Here is a 17,443-nt window from a genome sequence, read left to right on the forward strand (position 1 = left end):
TTAATTTTAAATTCTTTTGTGTATTTTGGCATACAAAAACCCCTCCATCCGTATTCCGGATTTTGGGGTTCAGGTCAATTAAAGGCTGTTTTCTTTTTAAATAATAATAAGAAGAATATTCACTTTAAGTGAAATGTTAGATTTTATAAAAATTTACAATAATCGCTTCTGATATCGTTCATTTCTTCAGCGATTTCATCAACGTCAAGAACCATTTCCATCATACCAACTTGTTCATCATAAACGTCAGCATCAAATTGTTCTTTACATTCTTCTTCAACAACATGGTAAACTAACAATCCAAGTTCAACGCCTGCTAATGGGCCTGCGAATGTTGGGTCACCTGCTGTTACTGTTTCAGCTGCAAGACCTGCAGCTTCAGCTTCTGCGGCACCTAGAAGAACCACTACGTTTTCAGCTCCGTATTGTTCAGCGAAGTCTTTAACTCTCTTTTGGTTTTCTAAGTCCATAGCTCCTGCGCTAGTTCAGACAAAGCATTCAGTACTTGAGAAAATTACTTCTGTATTTTCTACTGTGTTTACACATGTTTCAATTGCAAGACCAGGAATTCCGTCACGGTCTCCAATGATTATAACTTTTTTATTTTCTAAAAAACCCATAATACATCCTTTCTTTATTTTAAAATATACTTTTCATTCTAATAAGAAGAATGAAATTACCACAATCGAACGCCTATCGTTCGTTGACATCATTATAATATCATAATAAAAAAAAATTGCAAATTTCACAGCGGAAATCTGCAATTCTTTTATAGAAAATCTCAATAAATGAAAATTAGAATTTATCTACGTATTTTTCAGCTTGAGTAGCAGCGATAGCGCCGTCTGCAGCAGCTGTAACTACTTGACGTAGAGTTTTTTGTCTAACATCACCAGCTACATAAACGCCTTCAACGTTAGTGTGCATTTCTTCGTCAGCTAAAACATATCCGTATTCATCTAATTCGATTTTACCTTTGAATACATCAGAGTAAGGAATTGTACCTACGAATACGAATACACCCATTGTTCCGTCATCTTCGTCACAGTGGTATTCTTCTTCGTTACCTGATTCTTTGTCAACCATAACGATTGATTCCAAGATTCCTTCACCTTTGATTTCTTTAATAGAAGTGTTGAATCTCATAGATAAGTTATCGCAAGCTTTTGCTTCGTCTTCAGCAGTTTTATCACATTTTAAGTGATCGCCTCTAACTAATAGAGTAACTTTTCTAGCAAATTTTGTTAAGTAAGTAGCTTCTTCAACTGCAGAGTTACCACTACCAACAACGAATACTTCTAAATCAGTAAAGAAATCTGCATCACAAGTTGCACAGTAAGATACACCTTTACCAGTGAATTCTTTTTCACCAGGGCATCCTAATTTTCTTGGAGCAGCACCAGTAGCTATAATAACTGCTTTAGCTTCTAATACATCTCCGTTTTTTAATGTAAGTTTTTTTACTTTGTCAGAAAAATCAACGTCAACAACATCTGCTCTTCTAATTTCAAGACCGAAGTTGTCGATTTGGTCAGCCATTTTTTTGATTAAGCTTGGACCAGATTCTCCAACAATTCCACCTGGATAGTTTTCAATAGAATCAGTAGTAGTGATTTGACCACCAGTTTTTTCTTTTTCAACTATCAATGTGTTCATTTTAGCACGTGCAGCGTATAAACCAGCTGATAAACCAGCAGGACCGGCACCAATAATAATTAAATCATACATGTAAATTCACTCCTTAAATTCTTTTAGAGTAAGAACTCTATAAATAATAATATCACAAAAGGTCAAAAAAATCACTATTAAGCGTTTAGTTAGAATTAAAAAAACAATTATAACAAAAATGTAACAATTAAGGTATTAGCGTAATATAGCATTTAGTTTACAATAAAACAATAAATATCTGTAAAATAATAAAAATTTTAGTAAAGTTATTGCATTTTACTAAAAACATAGTATAATAATAGTAAGAGATATGAAAAGATTTTCATAAGTGATTTGGTTAGAATTACTTAGTCAAGCATAAGCATTAATTTATTTTTTAATCCAGGGTATAAGAGGTTAAATGCTTGACAAAGGCAAATTTGAGAGAAGATTTGTTGTATCATAGTATAATCACAATAAAGGTTTTCAAGTATCTCAAAAAATTTAAGGAGGAAATTTTATGGATCAAAAAGCATTAAACGATACCATAGTGGCCATCAACAGTTTTCTAAGTAACAACATTTTATTGATTGCACTTTTAGGTTGCGGTATATTCTACACAATCTATTCAAAAGGCGTGCAATTTAGAAAATTAGGCGCAGCATTTAAACAAACTTTTGGAGGAGTTTTCTCAAAAGAAAAGAAATCTGAAGATGAAGGAGTATCTTCTTTCCAAGCTTTAGCAGTAGCAATTGCAGCTCAAGTAGGTACTGGAAACGTTGCAGGGGTTGCAACAGCTATCATGGCAGGTGGTCCAGGAGCAATATTCTGGATGTGGTTAGCAGCAATACTAGGTATGGCTACAATCTACGCCGAAGCAGTTTTAGCACAAAAATTTAGAGAAAAAGACGATGAAGGCAACTTCGTCGGAGGTCCTGCATACTATATTAAAAATGGTATTGGACCAAAACATCCTGGATTAGCAAAAGTAATGTCAACAGCATTTGCGATTTTAATCGTAATTGCATTAGGATTCGTAGGTAACATAGTTCAATCAAACTCAATTGCAACAAGTGTTGTAGCAGCTACTGGTGGTAAACTTAATCCTATTATTGTAGGTATTGTAGTTGCAGTATTAGCTGGTGGAGTATTCATTGGTGGTATTAAGAGAATTGCAAACTTTGCTCAATTAGTAGTTCCTTTCATGGCATTAGTTTATATAATAGCTGCAATTATAATGATGGTTAAATTCCATGACCAAATTGTACCAGCATTCAAACTTATATTTGAAGCAGCTTTCAATCCAGAAGCAGCTCTAGGTGGTGCATTAGGTATTACAATTAAAATGGCAGCATCTAAGGGTGTTGGTAGAGGATTGTTCTCTAATGAAGCTGGTATGGGTTCTACACCACACGCTCACGCTACAGCCCAAGTAGCTCACCCTGTATTGCAAGGTTATACAGCTATGGTTGGTGTATTTATCGATACTATAGTTATTTGTACAGTAACAGCTCTTATGATTTTAGTAACAGGCGCTTGGACTGACAAATCATTAAACGGACCATTAGTTACTCAAAAAGCATTTACATTAGCATTTGGTACAAAAGGAACTATTCTACTTGCTGTTGCATTAGGATTCTTCGCATTTACAACAATAGTTGGATGGTATTACTTCGGTGAAACAAACATCAGATTCTTATTCGGTCAAAAAGGTTTGTGGCCATACAGAATTTTAGTATTGTTATGTATCATTGCAGGTTCTTTACAAGAAGTAGACTTAGTATGGAATACAGCAGACTTAACAAACTCACTAATGGTTATACCAAACATTATTGCTATCATTATGCTTCATAAACACGTTAAGAATATGACTTTACATTATGAAACAAATGGTAAAGAAGGTTCATTATAAAATAAGTCAAGATTTATTTATAAGAGATAAAAAGCATCACGAAAGTGGTGCTTTTTATTTTCCTAAAATTCTATTGAAGAATAAATGTAGTTTGTTTTGTGTAAAATGATAAGAATTTGATCTGGAATATGAGAAAATAAATGGGAATTTAAAAGTAAGTAATAAAAACTTGAAAGTTAAACAAGAAAATTTAAAAGTGAATTATATTAAAAAAATGCAAAAAAAATTACCAGATAAATCTGGTAAATATGTAAGCACACCCGAGTCTGTTAGAAAAAGCGGAGGCGATTCTTAATAGTTAGCTCAAAATAGGCACCCTCACATCACACAGAAATAACTGCTTATGGCTGCTACCTTCCGATCCTGACCAGGTTCACAGGTTCCTGTTGCGTGAGACCCACTTCTCAACACCACTTTTTAAGTTCATACCAACACTTTTAATCCCGCGCTCGGGAATTCGATCCTGCTGTAGCGATTGCAGGTTACAGGGCATCGCTAATTCCCCATCTAGTGCATGGCGGAGAGTAAGGGATTTGAACCCTTGAAACACGTTAATGTTTACATGATTTCCAATCATGCTCCTTCGGCCAACTCGGACAACTCTCCAGATATCGTATTGTTAAATTATAATATGATAATTAACATTTGTCAAATTTTTACATAGTTAACAATAATACAAGAATTTTCAAATATCAAGCAGATAATTATAATAATTACCGTATTAAAGGAAACAAAAAAAGTAGTATGCCTTAGTTGACATACTACATAAAATTCAATTTATTTTCTCTTTTTAATAGCATTAATAATAGATAATAATATTACTGAACCTAAAATTGCAACTAGGATGCTGTAAATATTAAATCCATTTACTCCGCTTTTTCCGATAATACTCATTATCCAGCCACCAATTGTAGCTCCGACAATACCGCAAAGAATGTTAGCACCTGCTCCCATGCTTGCATCGTTACCAGTTATTTTAGATCCTATCCATCCTGCTAATGCTCCTACTATAATCCATGATAAAATTCCCATATATAATACCTCCTTATTGGTCATAATCTCTTACAGTTTAATTTATACCCTCGGTTTTGCAATTCTAAACATAGATTGTAAAAATAATTGGGAAAATTGTAAAATTAACGTAAACAATTTGATAATTTATTGTAAAACACTTAGAAAAACAGATAATATATAGTAAAATTAAATAAAGAGGTGTTATTAATGATTTATGCAGTCATAGATATAGGTTCAAATACAATAAGATTATCAGTATATAAGGTGATTAAAGATTCTGTCAAAAATCTTTTTAATGAAAAGTCCACAGCATCTTTAGCATCGTTCATTGAAAAAGGAGTCATGAATGAGCACGGCATTCAAAAACTAATCAATACATTAAATGAATTCAAGAATTTAATATCAAATTTCGAAGATATTTCAAAAACCTTTGCAATTGCTACGGCGTCAATTAGAAATTCTTCTAACAGACGTGAAATAATTGAAAGGGTAAGGACAGAGGTTGGAATTGATATTGAGTTGATTAGCGGAGAAGAAGAAGCAAAGTTGTCTTTTTTAGGTGCGGGAATTGATTCAAAAAGTGGAATTCTTACTGATATAGGAGGAGGAAGTAGCGAAATAGTAGTTTTCGAACAAGGAAAAGTTGTTAGAACTTCAAGTTTAAATATCGGATCGCTTGTAGCTTTCGATAATTTTTCAAAAAATTTGTTCATGACAAATGATGAGAAGAAACTGTTAGAAGATGATATCAAATTAATGCTTGCTTCTAATAATCTCAACAGAGTACAACACGATATCTTGTGTGCGGTCGGAGGAACTGCTCGTGCTTGTCTCAAATTATACAATGAAATTTATGACAAAGAGTCTGGTAATGTGATTATTACTATGGATGGACTAAAAAAATTGATTAATACACTCATGAGTATGCCTGATAGAGAAAAAATGAAACTTATTTTAAAGGTAAAGGCGGATAGGGTTCACACATTAATTCCAGGAATGATTATTTTGTATAGAATTTCTAAATATTTTTATGCCGATATTATTAGAATTAGCATGACTGGAGTTAGGGAAGGTTTTGTTTATAATAAAATTTTAGGAAGGGGATAAAATGTACGATATTTCGTTTACGCAAAATAGGGAACTATCGTGGTTGAAATTTAACGAAAGAGTTCTTGAAGAAGCATCAGAAAAGAACGTGGAATTATTTGAAAGATTGAAGTTTTTCTCAATATTTGATACTAACTTTGAAGAGTTTTTCATGGTTAGAGTGGGTAGTCTTACTGATATCAATGATATGAAAAAGAAGGTTATAGACAATAAATCATTGATGAATGCACAAGAGCAATTAGATTGTATTATGGATGAATCTAAAAAGTTATATGAGAAAAAAGATTCTGTTTATGAAGATTTAAAACAAGATTTACAAAAAGAAAATGTAAATATTTGTAAAATAGATGAACTCAATGATAGAGAAAAAAGGATATTGTATTATTATTTCAATTCTACGATTGCCCCTATTCTTAGCTTTCAAATAGTAGACAGGGTTCATCCATTCCCTCAAATTCCTAATTTGGCAATTGTAGTATTGTTTCAATTGACTTCTCAGTCTAAGAGTAAGAAACAATTTATGGGATTGATTCAAGTTCCAGATAAAATTAAAAGATATGTAAAATTATCTGACACAAGAGTTGTACTTATTGAAGATGTTATCAGAGAGTTTGGTCAAGAAATATTTGATAATTACGAATGTGAGTCAAAATACATTTTGTCTGTAACTAGAAATGCAGACATCGAATACGATGACGAGGATTTGGAATTTGATGATGATTACAGATCATATATGAAAAAGATGATAAAACTCAGAAAAAGATTGAGACCTGTAAGACTTGAAATTAACGAATTTCCAAATGATGAAACTAAAGAATTTTTGTTGAAAAACTTAAATTTGACAGAACATCGTATGTTTGTGACAAAAAGTCCGATGAGATGTGGATTTTTGTTTGATTTGGTATACGATATGCCAAAGGATGTAATTCAAAAATATACGTATGAAGAATTTTCTCCACAAGATTCTTCGATGATATCAAAAGAAAAATCGGTTATCGAGCAAGTTTACGATAAAGATTTGTTCCTTTCGTTTCCTTATGAATCCATCGATCCATTTATAAGACTTTTGAATGAAGCTGCTGAAGATGAGTCAGTAGTTTCAATTAAGATAACAATTTACAGATTGGCAAAAAATTCTGAAATCACTAAAGCTCTTATAAAAGCTGCCGAAAATGGCAAGGAAGTTGTGGTTCTTATGGAATTGAGAGCGAGATTTGATGAAGAAAATAATATTTTGTGGTCATCTAGATTAGAAAATGCTGGTTGTAGAATTATTTACGGATTTGACCATTACAAGTGTCATTCTAAGGTTTGTTTGATTACTAAAATTAAAGATGACAAGATTTCGTATATCACACAAATTGGTACAGGAAATTATAACGAAAAAACAGCGAAACTATACACGGATTTTTCGTATATGACAACTAGACATGAAATTGGTGCAGATGCTAAGGCGCTTTTCGATAATTTTTTGTTAGGGAATTTGAATGGTGAGTACAAACATTTGATGGTTAGCCCTCATTCTATGCAGGTTGGACTTGATAAATTAATCGATGAACAAATTGAAAAGGCTAAGTTTTCAGATGATGGTTATATTAGAATCAAAATGAATTCAATTTCAGACAGAAAATTAATAGACAAACTTTCCAAGGCTTCTTGCAAAGGAGTAAAGATTGATTTGATGGTGAGAGGGATTTGTTGTTTGGTTCCAGGTATAAAAGATAAAACTGAGAACATCAATGTTTATCAAGTAGTAGGAAGGTTTTTGGAACATCATAGAATTTATCAATTTGGTAAGGCTGAAAATTGCAAAGTATACATTTCATCAGCAGATTTTATGACTAGAAATATTAGAAAAAGAGTGGAAGTTGCAGTTCCAATTTACGATGATTTTATTAAGAGCAGAATATTGAATTTCATGGATATTATGTTTGCTGATGATACTAAAATCAGAAAATTAAATCCTGATAAATCATACTCAAAAGTTGAAAATACTGATAATAAAAATGCTCAAGAAGTATTGATAGAAATTGCAAAAGAAAATGCTGTAAAACAACAACCGGAAGTTAACGATGATAACAGAGTTATTAACTCAAAATCCAATAATACTATAAACCAAGATAATAATGATAATAAAAGAATGAATTTGTTCGACAAAATTAAGAATTTCTTCAAAAACTTGACACATTAATAAATTATGTGAGAATATTTAGGTATAATTTTTAATGGGGTGAAATTATGACAGAAAGAAAAGTTCCTAATTTTTTGATCGAATCAAATACAGGAAGTAATATAAAAAACATCGTCGGAATAGTAAGTGGTAAAGGTGGAGTAGGAAAAAGCCTTGTTACTTGTCTATTGGCAAACGAAATGGCAAAAAAAGGATATAAAGTTGGTATCATGGATGGTGATATTACAGGACCATCTATTCCGAAATATTTTGGATTAACTGAAAAGGCAACAGCTGACGCTGAGGGTCACATCAACCCAGTTACGACATCTAATGGAATCAAAGTTATCTCAATGAATTTGATGCTTCCAAAAGACGATGATGCAGTAATTTGGAGAGGACCTGTAATCGCGGGCGTTGTTAAACAATTTTATCAAGATGTAAATTGGGGAGATTTAGATTATTTGTTTGTGGATATGCCACCAGGAACTGGTGATGTTCCATTGACAGTATTTCAATCAATTCCGATCAAAGGAATTGTTGTAGCGATGTCTCCATCAGGACTTGTCGAAATAATTGTAAAAAAAGCATTGCACATGGCAAAAATGATGGGCAAAAAAGTCATAGGTGTAGTTGAAAATATGAGCTACTTGGAATGCCCTGATTGTGGAAAACACATCGAAGTTTTCGGAACAAGCACTGTTGATAAAATTGCACAAGAAGAAAATATCGATACAGTTTGCAAACTTCCAATTAATCCAGAGATTTCAAAATTAACAGAAACTGGAAAGATAAGTGAAGTTGAAATAAATTATTTGGAAAATATTACAGAAAAAATAGAAACTTTATAAAACTTATTAAACTAGCTCGTTTGGGGCTAGTTTTTTTTTCATAAATGAGAGAAATATCAAAAATGCAACCGGTGGTTGCGTAATTTCAAATCAAAGTTTGTAGCAATCAACTGCAAGATTTCATAAAATTAAATTAACAAAAATTCAAGGAGGTTTGAAATGATATTAAGTGACAAGATAATTCTTCTTAGAAAAAAGAATAATTTGACTCAAGAAGAGTTGGCAGAAAAGTTAGGCGTTAGCAGGCAATCTGTATCGAAATGGGAAATGGGAAACTCAATTCCAGATATCAATAAGATTATTCAATTGAGTGATGTTTTTGGAGTAAAAACAGACTACTTATTAAAGGATGAAATTGATGATATTGAATATTCGGATGATACTGTCGAAGAGTTGGAGGCTAAGAAGACAATTACTGTAGAAGATGCTAATGATTTTATGAGTGCATATGAAGAATATTCAAATAACGTTGCTGAGAGCATAAGCTTATTCATAATATCTCCTGTTGCAGTTTTGGTATCTCAAATCATAGCGTTAACAACAAATGTTAAGAGCGAAGATTTTTTCGTCATAGGAGGAATTGTTGTATTATTTCTTACAATTGCTTTTGGTGTATATAAATTGATCGTGAAGGCTAATTTGATTGAAAAATATGACTTTATTTCAATAGAATCATTTAATTTATCATATGGCGTAAAAGGAGTAGTTGAAAAGAAAAAGGAAGAAAGAGAACAAAAAGATAATAAAGCAATAGCCGCTTCTATAATAATGTATATATTATGTGTGATTCCTGTCATACTTGTATCTATATCAGAAAGCGAAGTATTGCAATTATCGTCTGTAATATTGTTGTTAATTATTGTATCAGTAGCTACTAATATTTTAATCAAAAAGCTTTCTGTGATATCAAGTTATAACATGTTACTTCAAGTAGAAGATTACACTATGAAAAATAAAAAATTGAGAGAAAAGATGAGCGGATATATTACAGCCTTCTGGTTAATAATCACAGCAGTATATCTTGCAGTTAGTTTGTATACGAACAGATGGGAAATCACTTGGGTGATTTTTGCAGCGGGAGCGGTTTTATTTGCGGCATTTTATTTCATCTTAAAATCTCATTTCAACAATAAAATGAAATAATAAATCAAAAAAACATTCTCTAATGTTGAGTAAACTCAAAATAGAGAATGTTTTTGTTTTTATAAATCGCTAACTGTAGTATCATCGACTTCTTCTTTTTTCACTGTGTTTTCATCTATTTCAGGTTTCTTTTCATCTTCAAGATTAAGAATTTCCATGAATTCTTCGCCTGTGATAGTTTCTTTTTCTAGCAAGAATTTTGAAATTTCGTGAAGTTTATCGATGTTTTCAGTTAAAATATTTCTAGCTTTTTCGTGAGCAGCTTTGATTATAGATTCTACTTTATTATCAATTTGACCTGCTTTATGATCGCTTGCAGCTAAAGTATTGCCACCGCCAAGATATTTTGAGTTTGTAGTTTCCAAACTCATCATGTCGAATTCGTCAGTCATACCGTACTGAGTGACCATCGCACGAGCAATTTTTGTAGCTTTTTCTATATCATTTGAAGCTCCAGTAGTTCTTGTGTTAAACACAACTTCTTCTGCACTTCTTCCTCCTGTTAATGTAACTATCATGTTAAATAGTTCTTCTTTGTTCATGAGGAATTTTTCTTCTTGATCTACTTGCATTGTGTAGCCCAACGCACCGCTTGTTCTAGGAATAATTGTAATCTTAGTAACTGGAGCGGAATGTGATTGCATTGCAGCAACTAATGCGTGTCCAACTTCGTGATAAGCTATAAGTTCTTTTTCTTTTGGAGTTATAACTGTGCCTTTTCTTTGTTGACCGGCTATTACAACTTCAACAGATTCTATCAAATCTTCTTGCGTTACGATATTTCTTCCCAGTCTAACAGCTCTTAGTGCAGCTTCATTTACTATATTTGCCAATTGAGCACCACTTGTACCTGCTGTCATCAAAGCGACTGCCTTGTAATCCAAATCTTTTTCGATTTTGATTTTACGTGCGTGAACTTTAAGAATATCGATACGTCCTTGTAAATCTGGAAGTTCAACAGGAATTTGTCTGTCAAATCTACCAGGTCTAGTAAGTGCTGGATCTAAAATTTCAGGTCTATTAGTAGCAGCTAGTATAACAACTCCTGAATTCCCACTGAAACCGTCCATTTCATTTAATAATTGGTTAAGAGTTTGTTCTCTTTCGTCGTTACCAGAAATTCCAGCAGTATCACGTCTCTTACCGATAGCATCTATTTCGTCGATGAATACAATACAAGGAGCTTTTTCTGCTGCTTGCTTGAACAAATCACGAACTTTACTAGCTCCTAATCCGACAAACATTTCAACGAATTCTGAACCACTCATTGAAAAGAATGGAACTTTTGCCTCACCAGCAACAGCTTGCGCAAGCAAAGTCTTACCGGTTCCAGGAGGGCCAACTAATAAAACACCCTTTGGCAACACTGCACCAATTTCGTTGTATCTTTTTGGATCGTGCAAGAAGTCGACAACTTCCAACAAAGCATCTTTAGCTTCTTCTTGACCAGCAACATCTGTAAATTTCTTGCCAGTTTGACTTTCAACGTAAATTTTTGCATTGCTCTTACCAAATTGTAATGCATTGCCTCCCATTTTTTTAGTAGCTTGGCTCATTGCTAATTGCAAGAAACCAAATATTATTATAAATGGCAAGACAAATTGTAAGAAAATTGATAAAAGTGGTGCATATTTACTAGGAATGTCGCTTGAAAATTGGACTTTGCTTTCCAATAAACGATCGACTAATTTTTCGTCTCTAATCAAACCCGCTTTGTAAATGACGTTGTTTTTATCTTTTGCTTTGAAATTGATATGAGTGTCTAATATTTTTACCTCTTTAACTTCTCCTTTATCGAGCATTTCGATAAATTTATTGTAAGGTACTTCTTCTTCTTTTGTTTTTGAAAAAGTAGGGAAAAGCAAGCCGGCAACCACAGCATAAAGAACTATAGCTATAAGATAATAAATTATTATCTTCTTCTTATTTTGCTTGTTTTCTTTCATATTGTGCCACTACATTAATTCAACATTTAATTTTTCGTTTAATAAATTCAAACTTTTGATAATACTATTGTATTCTTCGTTAGTTAATTTAATTTGTTTTTTGTATTTTTCAGAAATTTCTTCAACGATATTGTTGATGATTTTCTTACCTTTTTCTGTCAAGCGAACAGTAACAATTCTTTCATCTTTTTCAGATCTTTTTCTTGAAACATATCCTTCTTTTTCTAATGCTTTACACAAGTTAGAGATGTTTCCACCAGCCATACCAACTAAAACTCCGATATCACCGATAGTCAAATCATCATTTTTGCCTAATTCAAATAAAGTTTTAACTTTCATAATAGTTAATCCGTATTTATCTGAAATTGGTGCCAATAAAGCGTCTGTTTTACGATAAGTTTCTCTCAACAATTGAGACAATTCTGTGTTAATTAAATTGTAATCCATATTTTCCTCCATTTAATTTTTAAAATATTATGTGTTTTGATATAATAAAATACACATAAGTGGTTATCCACTAACTACAGTATATATGTTAATTATATAGAAATTATGGAGATAAATGTAAAATATGGAAAATTTTAATAAAAAAGACTATAAAAAATTGTGGGTGAATTTTGAATCTAGTACACAAGCTATGGATTTACTCGTAATTTTATATAATATAGAAATTTTTGAAATATCTTTAATCACAATAGAATCTGATGTAAACAATAACGTTCTGGATTTGATGGATAATCTGGATTGGGATGTAGAAGTTGTATTTCTTAAAGATTTTATGAGTGAAAATGATGTAGTGTTGTCTAGATTTTTGGGCGATTTTAAAAATATCGATTTGCTCAATTTCTCTGACATGAAATATTTGTCAGAATTTTTTGGAGAAAACAATGAAACTCTTGAATCATTAGATGATATTTTCATGTACGACAAATACATAAAATCAAACGAGGTCGATATGAATGTATTAAATGGTAAAAGTGTGTTCATGATTACGAACGATACATTTAATAAAAATGATTATACAGATATTTTGGAAGAAATGTTTGATGAATCCTCAGAAAAGCTAATCGAAGATTTGTTCTTGTTGTACGCATATTCCAAGAAAGATCATTTTATCTACGCACAAACAAATGTAAAATTTGATGAAGAAAATAATTTGATTGAGGGAGAGGGAATCGATACGTATATTTCAGTTACATATAATATCGATAGATTTAGAGAATTTTTAGAAAGCGTGATTATTTGATGAAAAAAAAGTTTAAAATAGGCTCTTCTATGTCGCTTTTCTTAGCAAGTTTATCCATTGGAGTATTTTCAGGTGGACTGGCTGTTTTTTACAGATTTTTGCTAAGTAAATTAGAAGTGGTTAGAAACGCTATTTATTCTAATAACAGTTTATCAAGAGCTATTTTAATTATAGCAGTATCATTTGCACTTGGAATTGTGGTTAGTAAATTACTTAAATGGGCTCCGCTATCAGGTGGAAGTGGTATTCCTCAAGTTCAAGGGGAACTTATTGGAGCTTTTAATCAAAATAGTTTCAGAGTTACTGTTTCCAAAATTGTAGGAGGAGCAATTGCCTCATTAGTGGGACTTTCTTTGGGAAGAGAAGGCCCTTCAATTCAATTGGGAGCTAGTAGTGCCAAGTGGCTATCGGAAAAATTCGGAAAGAGCAAAACAGAAGAGAAATTGTATTTAACTGCAGGAGCTGCTGCAGGTCTTTCAGCTGCTTTTTCAGCACCGATTTCAGGGCTTGTTTTCATATTGGAAGAGCTTCACAAATCTTTTTCAAAAAAAGTGGTTGCAATAAGTTTTGCTGCAGCAGTGGTAGCCGATGTTATCGCTGTTGGAATATTCAAAATCAAACCAGTGTTTTCTTTTGGAATGACTTATGTACTGCCAACAAAATATTATTTGTTGATTTTTCCAATGATTATACTTTGCTGTGCCGTTGGGAAATTATTTAATTATTCAATCACGTTTTTCCAAGATGCATTTGCGAAGATTAAGCTTGAACAAGATTTGAAAATAGCGATATTTTTTGCATTTGTATCAGTAGTTGGATTATTCTACAAAGATATTTTAGGTGGAGGCCATTCATTTATAGAAAACATGGCAGCACACAATTACAATTCATTTTTATTGCTGATAATACTTTTGTTATTCAAAATGTTTATGACATCGACATCTTATGCGACTGGAACTCAAGGTGGTATTTTCTTGCCAGTTTTGGTTCTAGGTGGAATTACTGGATTATTTTATTTTAATTTGATGAGTGCCTTCGGCTTTGTGCAAGATGTTTATTTGTCAAATTTTGTAGTGCTTTCTATGGTTTGCGTTCTAACGGCTGTTGTTAGAAGTCCTCTTTTGAGCGTTGTGTTGGTACTGGAATTAAATGGAAATATGACGCATCTATTGGGGTTGGCATTTTGTTCAATCATGGCATATTTTATATGCATGGCTTTAAATTTCGAACCAATTTACGATATTTTATTGAAGAGAATGTTGAACAAAAGAGTTGTTGGAAAAGGTGTTAATGATAAATTTACAATGTTTGATATAAAACTTGGATATGAAAATTGTGTTTCCAATAAAAAAATCAAAGATATTGATTTTCCAAAAGATGCTTTAATTGCAGAAGTGGATTCTAATGGCGAAAAATACGTTCCAAATGGAGAGAGCGTATTAAAAACAGGAGATATTGTCACTGTTTTAGTAAAAGATGAACAATTATACGATACCAGAATGAAAGTTCTTGAAGTTTTTGGAGAAAATAATGGATAAAATAAAAGAAAACTTGAACTATATATTACTTGCAGTTGTCGCTATTCTTGTATGTATCTTGGCAGTGATGATGTTTTCTAAGAAAAATGTGTACAATATTAACACTGGAAATAGCACTGTACTGAAGAAAAATTACGTAGTTACGCACTACGATAACAAAATTTTCATGTACAAAAATGATAACTTAATTTTAAAACAGGATTACGACGACAAAAAGCCTTATTATTTTGATGGCAAATTTCTTTATTTGATTGATAAAAAGGATTTGTTGCAATATAATACAAAAGGAAAGGTGAGTTCGAAGCTATCTTTTAAATCTGATATTTCTTATATTTTTGCAAACAAAGACCATATTATTGTCGATACACAAAATGAATTTTCAATTGTTAATAATATGAAAATTTTAGAAAGCTTTGAGATGAAAGACGAAGTATCCAGCTTGATAGCGTCGGATAAATCAAATTATGCTTTTAGCACGATAGGAAAGCGTGACGGAAGAGTTTTTTCTAAGATTTACATGTACGATGAAAAGGGACTTTTCTACAAAAATGTATTCATCGATAAGCCGATCTTTAGAATGAAATATGTTGAGGGCAAATTAATCGTAGTGTTTGATGGATACATCAAAGTTTTTGACAAAGCAAAAATTACAAAATCGAAATCATTTGACGGGACAAAAGATGTTGGGATTTCAGATAAAAATGTATATGTAATTACAAAAACTGGAGAACTTTTAATTTACGATAAGGATTTGAATTTAGTGAGCCAATCTAAAATAGATGATTCACTTAAAATATATTCTAATGACAAAAACTGCATATTATATAACCAAAATGGGTATTTTATGTTTGAGGATTCCAAACTAGTGGAATATAAAGCATCGGATCTTAAATCAATAACAGGAGAAGATGATTTTTATTTAGTATTTAATAACAGAATAGAAAGGATTAGGTAATTATGGAAATTGTAGATGCAAGAGGACAAGTGTGTCCAAGACCAATTATTATGACAAAAAATGTATTTGATGAATTAGAAGAAGGTACAGTTAAGACACAAGTTGACGACATGTACTGCGTTGAAAATTTACAAAAATACGCAAATGGTCAAGGTTTCGAATTCAGTTATGTAGAAACAGATTATGGTTTTGAAACTACTATCGTAAAAGAAAAGGGAGCAGAAAAGAAGGTTGAAGAAACTAACGGTAATTTAGTTTTAGCATTCTCAAGCGATAAAATGGGTGATGGAGATGAAAAATTAGGCAAATCACTTATTAAATCATACATTTATTCTGTAGCAGAAGCTGACGAAGTACCAAGTACATTATTATTCTTCAACTACGGAATTCATTTGACAACTGAAGGCTCAGAAGTTATCGACGATTTGAAGAGAATCGAAGAAAAGGGTGCAAAGATTATGACTTGTGGCGCTTGTTTGGACTTCTACGATAGAAAAGAAAAACTTTTGATAGGCGAAGTTACTAACATGTATGTAATTTACGATACTTTATCAAAAGCAGACAGAAATGTAATTATAAGATAATGGAAAAAATATTACTAACTTTTACATCAGTTAATTTTACAATGATGACAGAAAGTAAACTTGTGAGTATGGGATACGATATTAAAACTATCCCTACTCCAAGGGAAATTTCTGAAAGTTGTGGATTAGCTATTATGTTGGATCCTGATAAAAAAGATGAAATGATTGCGTTGAAAAAAGAACTTCCAATCGCTAAGATATGGTCGTATCTTAAAGTAGATGGAGTAATTTTTGTAAATGAGGTAAAAGAATAATTCATGTTATTTAATATTGAAAAGTTCAACCAAATATTTTATAATTCTGCTGGTCAACTAAATTTGTTGGCCAAGATTTTATTATCCCTGCTAATTATCGTGCTTACGCAAATCGTCGTAAGCATTTTAACTAAAAGCTTCGATAAGTTATTAATGAAAAAGGAAAAATCTGTTGAAGGCAGACAAATCACAGTTACTAAATTGTTGAACAATACCATCAAATATATAATTTATTTTTTCTGTGTAGTCCATGTACTAGATTTGTTTGGAGTAAAAACAGATAAGATATTGGCTACTGCTGGTATTGGTGGGGTTGCCATTGGTTTTGGTGCACAATTTATAATAAGAGATGTAATCAGTGGACTTGCATTGATTCTTGAAAATCAATTCAAAGTCACAGACCATGTGATTATAAATGGAATTGAGGGTAACGTTCAAGAATTGGGACTTAGAGTTACAAAAATAAGAGGATTTGACGGAGCTATTCATTTGATTAGTAACGGTCAAATCAACACTGTGACTAATTTATCCAAAGAAAACCAAAGAATTGAAGTTAAAATGGAAGTTCCAATCAAGTACAGTTTGGATCAATATACTGAAATCATAGATGAAATTTCTAATGAATTGGTAGATGAGTATTCAGATATTGTAAAAAAACCAGAACTAATAGGCGTTACAAAAATGGACAAAAACTCCATGACTATTACGATTTGGGGTAGTTGTAAACCGGAATCTCAATACTTGTATCAAAGAGAAATTATCAAAAAATTCATAGAAAAAGCCAAATCAAAATCAATGGATTTGAATTGTTATTTTGTAGCAGGTGATGAAAATGAAATATAAAGTAGATGATATTATAACATTAAAAAAAGGCCATCCTTGTGGAGAAAATAAATGGAAAATTCTGAGAACTGGAGCTGATATTAAATTACAATGCTTGGGTTGCGACAAAATAGTGTGGCTTACCAGATTGGAATTCAACAAGAGAATCAGAAAAATTCAAGATAAAAATGGAAAATTTGTATCCATAGTCCATTATGAACCAGAAGATGGCGAATAAAAAACGATAGGAGAAT

The 17,443-nt window shown here is 31.9% G+C and carries 17 protein-coding genes, 1 tRNA gene and 1 other RNA gene; 12 read left to right on the forward strand and 7 right to left on the reverse strand.

Going from position 1 to position 17,443, the window contains the following annotated elements:
* Positions 1-143: 143 nt before the first annotated feature.
* Positions 144-620, reverse strand: a complete 477-nt coding sequence (grdA, locus tag GKF99_RS06835) for a glycine/sarcosine/betaine reductase complex selenoprotein A (protein WP_080545250.1) — start codon at positions 618-620, stop codon at positions 144-146.
* Positions 621-795: 175 nt separating this feature from the next.
* The gene (gene trxB / locus GKF99_RS06840) at positions 796-1,728 is read right to left on the reverse strand and encodes a thioredoxin-disulfide reductase (RefSeq protein WP_094209517.1); all 933 of its coding nucleotides are present in this window, start codon (positions 1,726-1,728) and stop codon (positions 796-798) included.
* Between the two features lie 439 nt (positions 1,729-2,167).
* Between trxB and GKF99_RS06845 the strand changes: the two genes are divergently transcribed.
* Entirely contained in the window at positions 2,168-3,559 is a 1,392-nt protein-coding gene (locus tag GKF99_RS06845) for a sodium:alanine symporter family protein (protein WP_154272971.1), read from the forward strand.
* A gap of 252 nt (positions 3,560-3,811) precedes the next feature.
* On the opposite strand, the gene ffs is transcribed toward GKF99_RS06845, so the two are convergent.
* From ffs to GKF99_RS06860, 3 genes are all read right to left on the reverse strand, one after another.
* Positions 3,812-4,075, reverse strand: an RNA gene (gene ffs, locus GKF99_RS06850) — signal recognition particle sRNA large type.
* Positions 4,075-4,165 (reverse strand) — tRNA-Ser (locus GKF99_RS06855). The genes ffs and GKF99_RS06855 overlap by 1 nt, the downstream gene beginning before the upstream one ends.
* 171 nt (positions 4,166-4,336) lie before the next feature.
* Positions 4,337-4,591 (reverse strand): GlsB/YeaQ/YmgE family stress response membrane protein, encoded by a 255-nt coding sequence (locus tag GKF99_RS06860; protein WP_094206893.1) that lies wholly within the window; start codon positions 4,589-4,591, stop codon positions 4,337-4,339.
* Positions 4,592-4,780: 189 nt separating this feature from the next.
* Between GKF99_RS06860 and GKF99_RS06865 the strand changes: the two genes are divergently transcribed.
* From GKF99_RS06865 to GKF99_RS06880, 4 genes are all read left to right on the forward strand, one after another.
* Positions 4,781-5,680 (forward strand): ethanolamine ammonia-lyase reactivating factor EutA, encoded by a 900-nt coding sequence (locus GKF99_RS06865; RefSeq protein WP_154272972.1) that lies wholly within the window; start codon positions 4,781-4,783, stop codon positions 5,678-5,680.
* 1 nt (position 5,681) lies between these two features.
* A complete protein-coding gene (locus GKF99_RS06870; RefSeq protein ID WP_154272973.1) occupies positions 5,682-7,871 on the forward strand; it encodes an RNA degradosome polyphosphate kinase in 2,190 nt (729 codons plus the stop codon).
* A 47-nt stretch (positions 7,872-7,918) separates the two neighbouring features.
* The gene (locus tag GKF99_RS06875; protein WP_154272974.1) at positions 7,919-8,701 is read left to right on the forward strand and encodes an Mrp/NBP35 family ATP-binding protein; all 783 of its coding nucleotides are present in this window, start codon (positions 7,919-7,921) and stop codon (positions 8,699-8,701) included.
* A gap of 159 nt (positions 8,702-8,860) precedes the next feature.
* The gene (locus GKF99_RS06880; protein ID WP_154272975.1) at positions 8,861-9,844 is read left to right on the forward strand and encodes a helix-turn-helix transcriptional regulator; all 984 of its coding nucleotides are present in this window, start codon (positions 8,861-8,863) and stop codon (positions 9,842-9,844) included.
* 59 nt (positions 9,845-9,903) lie between these two features.
* Here the strand turns inward: GKF99_RS06880 and ftsH are convergent, their stop codons facing one another.
* Both ftsH and GKF99_RS06890 read right to left on the reverse strand, forming a co-directional pair.
* Complete coding sequence (gene ftsH / locus GKF99_RS06885; protein WP_154272976.1) at positions 9,904-11,790, reverse strand: ATP-dependent zinc metalloprotease FtsH; 1,887 nt, start codon at positions 11,788-11,790, stop codon at positions 9,904-9,906.
* A gap of 9 nt (positions 11,791-11,799) precedes the next feature.
* Entirely contained in the window at positions 11,800-12,237 is a 438-nt protein-coding gene (locus GKF99_RS06890) for a MarR family transcriptional regulator (protein ID WP_035109253.1), read from the reverse strand.
* Between the two features lie 124 nt (positions 12,238-12,361).
* Here GKF99_RS06890 and GKF99_RS06895 point away from each other — a divergent pair, with 124 nt between their 5' ends.
* The 7 genes from GKF99_RS06895 to GKF99_RS06925 are packed head-to-tail and all read left to right on the forward strand — an operon-like array spanning position 12,362 to position 17,427.
* Entirely contained in the window at positions 12,362-13,036 is a 675-nt protein-coding gene (locus tag GKF99_RS06895; RefSeq protein WP_154272977.1) for a hypothetical protein, read from the forward strand.
* Positions 13,036-14,574, forward strand: a complete 1,539-nt coding sequence (locus tag GKF99_RS06900; protein WP_241673584.1) for a chloride channel protein — start codon at positions 13,036-13,038, stop codon at positions 14,572-14,574. Before GKF99_RS06895 ends, GKF99_RS06900 begins: the two co-directional genes overlap by 1 nt.
* Positions 14,567-15,529 (forward strand): hypothetical protein, encoded by a 963-nt coding sequence (locus tag GKF99_RS06905; RefSeq protein ID WP_154272978.1) that lies wholly within the window; start codon positions 14,567-14,569, stop codon positions 15,527-15,529. Before GKF99_RS06900 ends, GKF99_RS06905 begins: the two co-directional genes overlap by 8 nt.
* 2 nt (positions 15,530-15,531) lie before the next feature.
* Positions 15,532-16,113 (forward strand): sulfurtransferase-like selenium metabolism protein YedF, encoded by a 582-nt coding sequence (yedF, locus tag GKF99_RS06910; protein ID WP_094205400.1) that lies wholly within the window; start codon positions 15,532-15,534, stop codon positions 16,111-16,113.
* On the forward strand, positions 16,113-16,367 hold the full coding sequence (locus GKF99_RS06915; RefSeq protein WP_002835422.1) for a DUF3343 domain-containing protein: 255 nt from the start codon (positions 16,113-16,115) through the stop codon (positions 16,365-16,367). The genes yedF and GKF99_RS06915 overlap by 1 nt, the downstream gene beginning before the upstream one ends.
* A gap of 3 nt (positions 16,368-16,370) precedes the next feature.
* Positions 16,371-17,210, forward strand: a complete 840-nt coding sequence (locus GKF99_RS06920; RefSeq protein WP_154272979.1) for a mechanosensitive ion channel domain-containing protein — start codon at positions 16,371-16,373, stop codon at positions 17,208-17,210.
* Positions 17,194-17,427: a DUF951 domain-containing protein gene (locus GKF99_RS06925; protein ID WP_154272980.1), complete on the forward strand. Its 234-nt coding sequence runs from the start codon at positions 17,194-17,196 to the stop codon at positions 17,425-17,427. Before GKF99_RS06920 ends, GKF99_RS06925 begins: the two co-directional genes overlap by 17 nt.
* Positions 17,428-17,443: the final 16 nt, after the last annotated feature.

The organism is Finegoldia sp. BIOML-A2 (genome assembly GCF_009678315.1).
GTDB classification, from domain to species: Bacteria; Bacillota; Clostridia; order Tissierellales; family Peptoniphilaceae; genus Finegoldia; species Finegoldia magna.

Bases quoted from the DNA above. Each gene is read 5' to 3' on its own strand.
- trxB (WP_094209517.1), bottom strand. From the start codon at position 1,728: ATGTATGATTTAATTATTATTGGTGCCGGTCCTGCTGGTTTATCAGCT.
- GKF99_RS06845 (WP_154272971.1), top strand. From the start codon at position 2,168: ATGGATCAAAAAGCATTAAACGATACCATAGTGGCCATCAACAGTTTT.
- GKF99_RS06860 (WP_094206893.1), bottom strand. From the start codon at position 4,591: ATGGGAATTTTATCATGGATTATAGTAGGAGCATTAGCAGGATGGATA.
- GKF99_RS06865 (WP_154272972.1), top strand. From the start codon at position 4,781: ATGATTTATGCAGTCATAGATATAGGTTCAAATACAATAAGATTATCA.
- GKF99_RS06870 (WP_154272973.1), top strand. From the start codon at position 5,682: ATGTACGATATTTCGTTTACGCAAAATAGGGAACTATCGTGGTTGAAA.
- GKF99_RS06875 (WP_154272974.1), top strand. From the start codon at position 7,919: ATGACAGAAAGAAAAGTTCCTAATTTTTTGATCGAATCAAATACAGGA.
- GKF99_RS06880 (WP_154272975.1), top strand. From the start codon at position 8,861: ATGATATTAAGTGACAAGATAATTCTTCTTAGAAAAAAGAATAATTTG.
- ftsH (WP_154272976.1), bottom strand. From the start codon at position 11,790: ATGAAAGAAAACAAGCAAAATAAGAAGAAGATAATAATTTATTATCTT.
- GKF99_RS06890 (WP_035109253.1), bottom strand. From the start codon at position 12,237: ATGGATTACAATTTAATTAACACAGAATTGTCTCAATTGTTGAGAGAA.
- GKF99_RS06895 (WP_154272977.1), top strand. From the start codon at position 12,362: ATGGAAAATTTTAATAAAAAAGACTATAAAAAATTGTGGGTGAATTTT.
- GKF99_RS06900 (WP_241673584.1), top strand. From the start codon at position 13,036: ATGAAAAAAAAGTTTAAAATAGGCTCTTCTATGTCGCTTTTCTTAGCA.
- GKF99_RS06905 (WP_154272978.1), top strand. From the start codon at position 14,567: ATGGATAAAATAAAAGAAAACTTGAACTATATATTACTTGCAGTTGTC.
- yedF (WP_094205400.1), top strand. From the start codon at position 15,532: ATGGAAATTGTAGATGCAAGAGGACAAGTGTGTCCAAGACCAATTATT.
- GKF99_RS06915 (WP_002835422.1), top strand. From the start codon at position 16,113: ATGGAAAAAATATTACTAACTTTTACATCAGTTAATTTTACAATGATG.
- GKF99_RS06920 (WP_154272979.1), top strand. From the start codon at position 16,371: ATGTTATTTAATATTGAAAAGTTCAACCAAATATTTTATAATTCTGCT.
- GKF99_RS06925 (WP_154272980.1), top strand. From the start codon at position 17,194: ATGAAAATGAAATATAAAGTAGATGATATTATAACATTAAAAAAAGGC.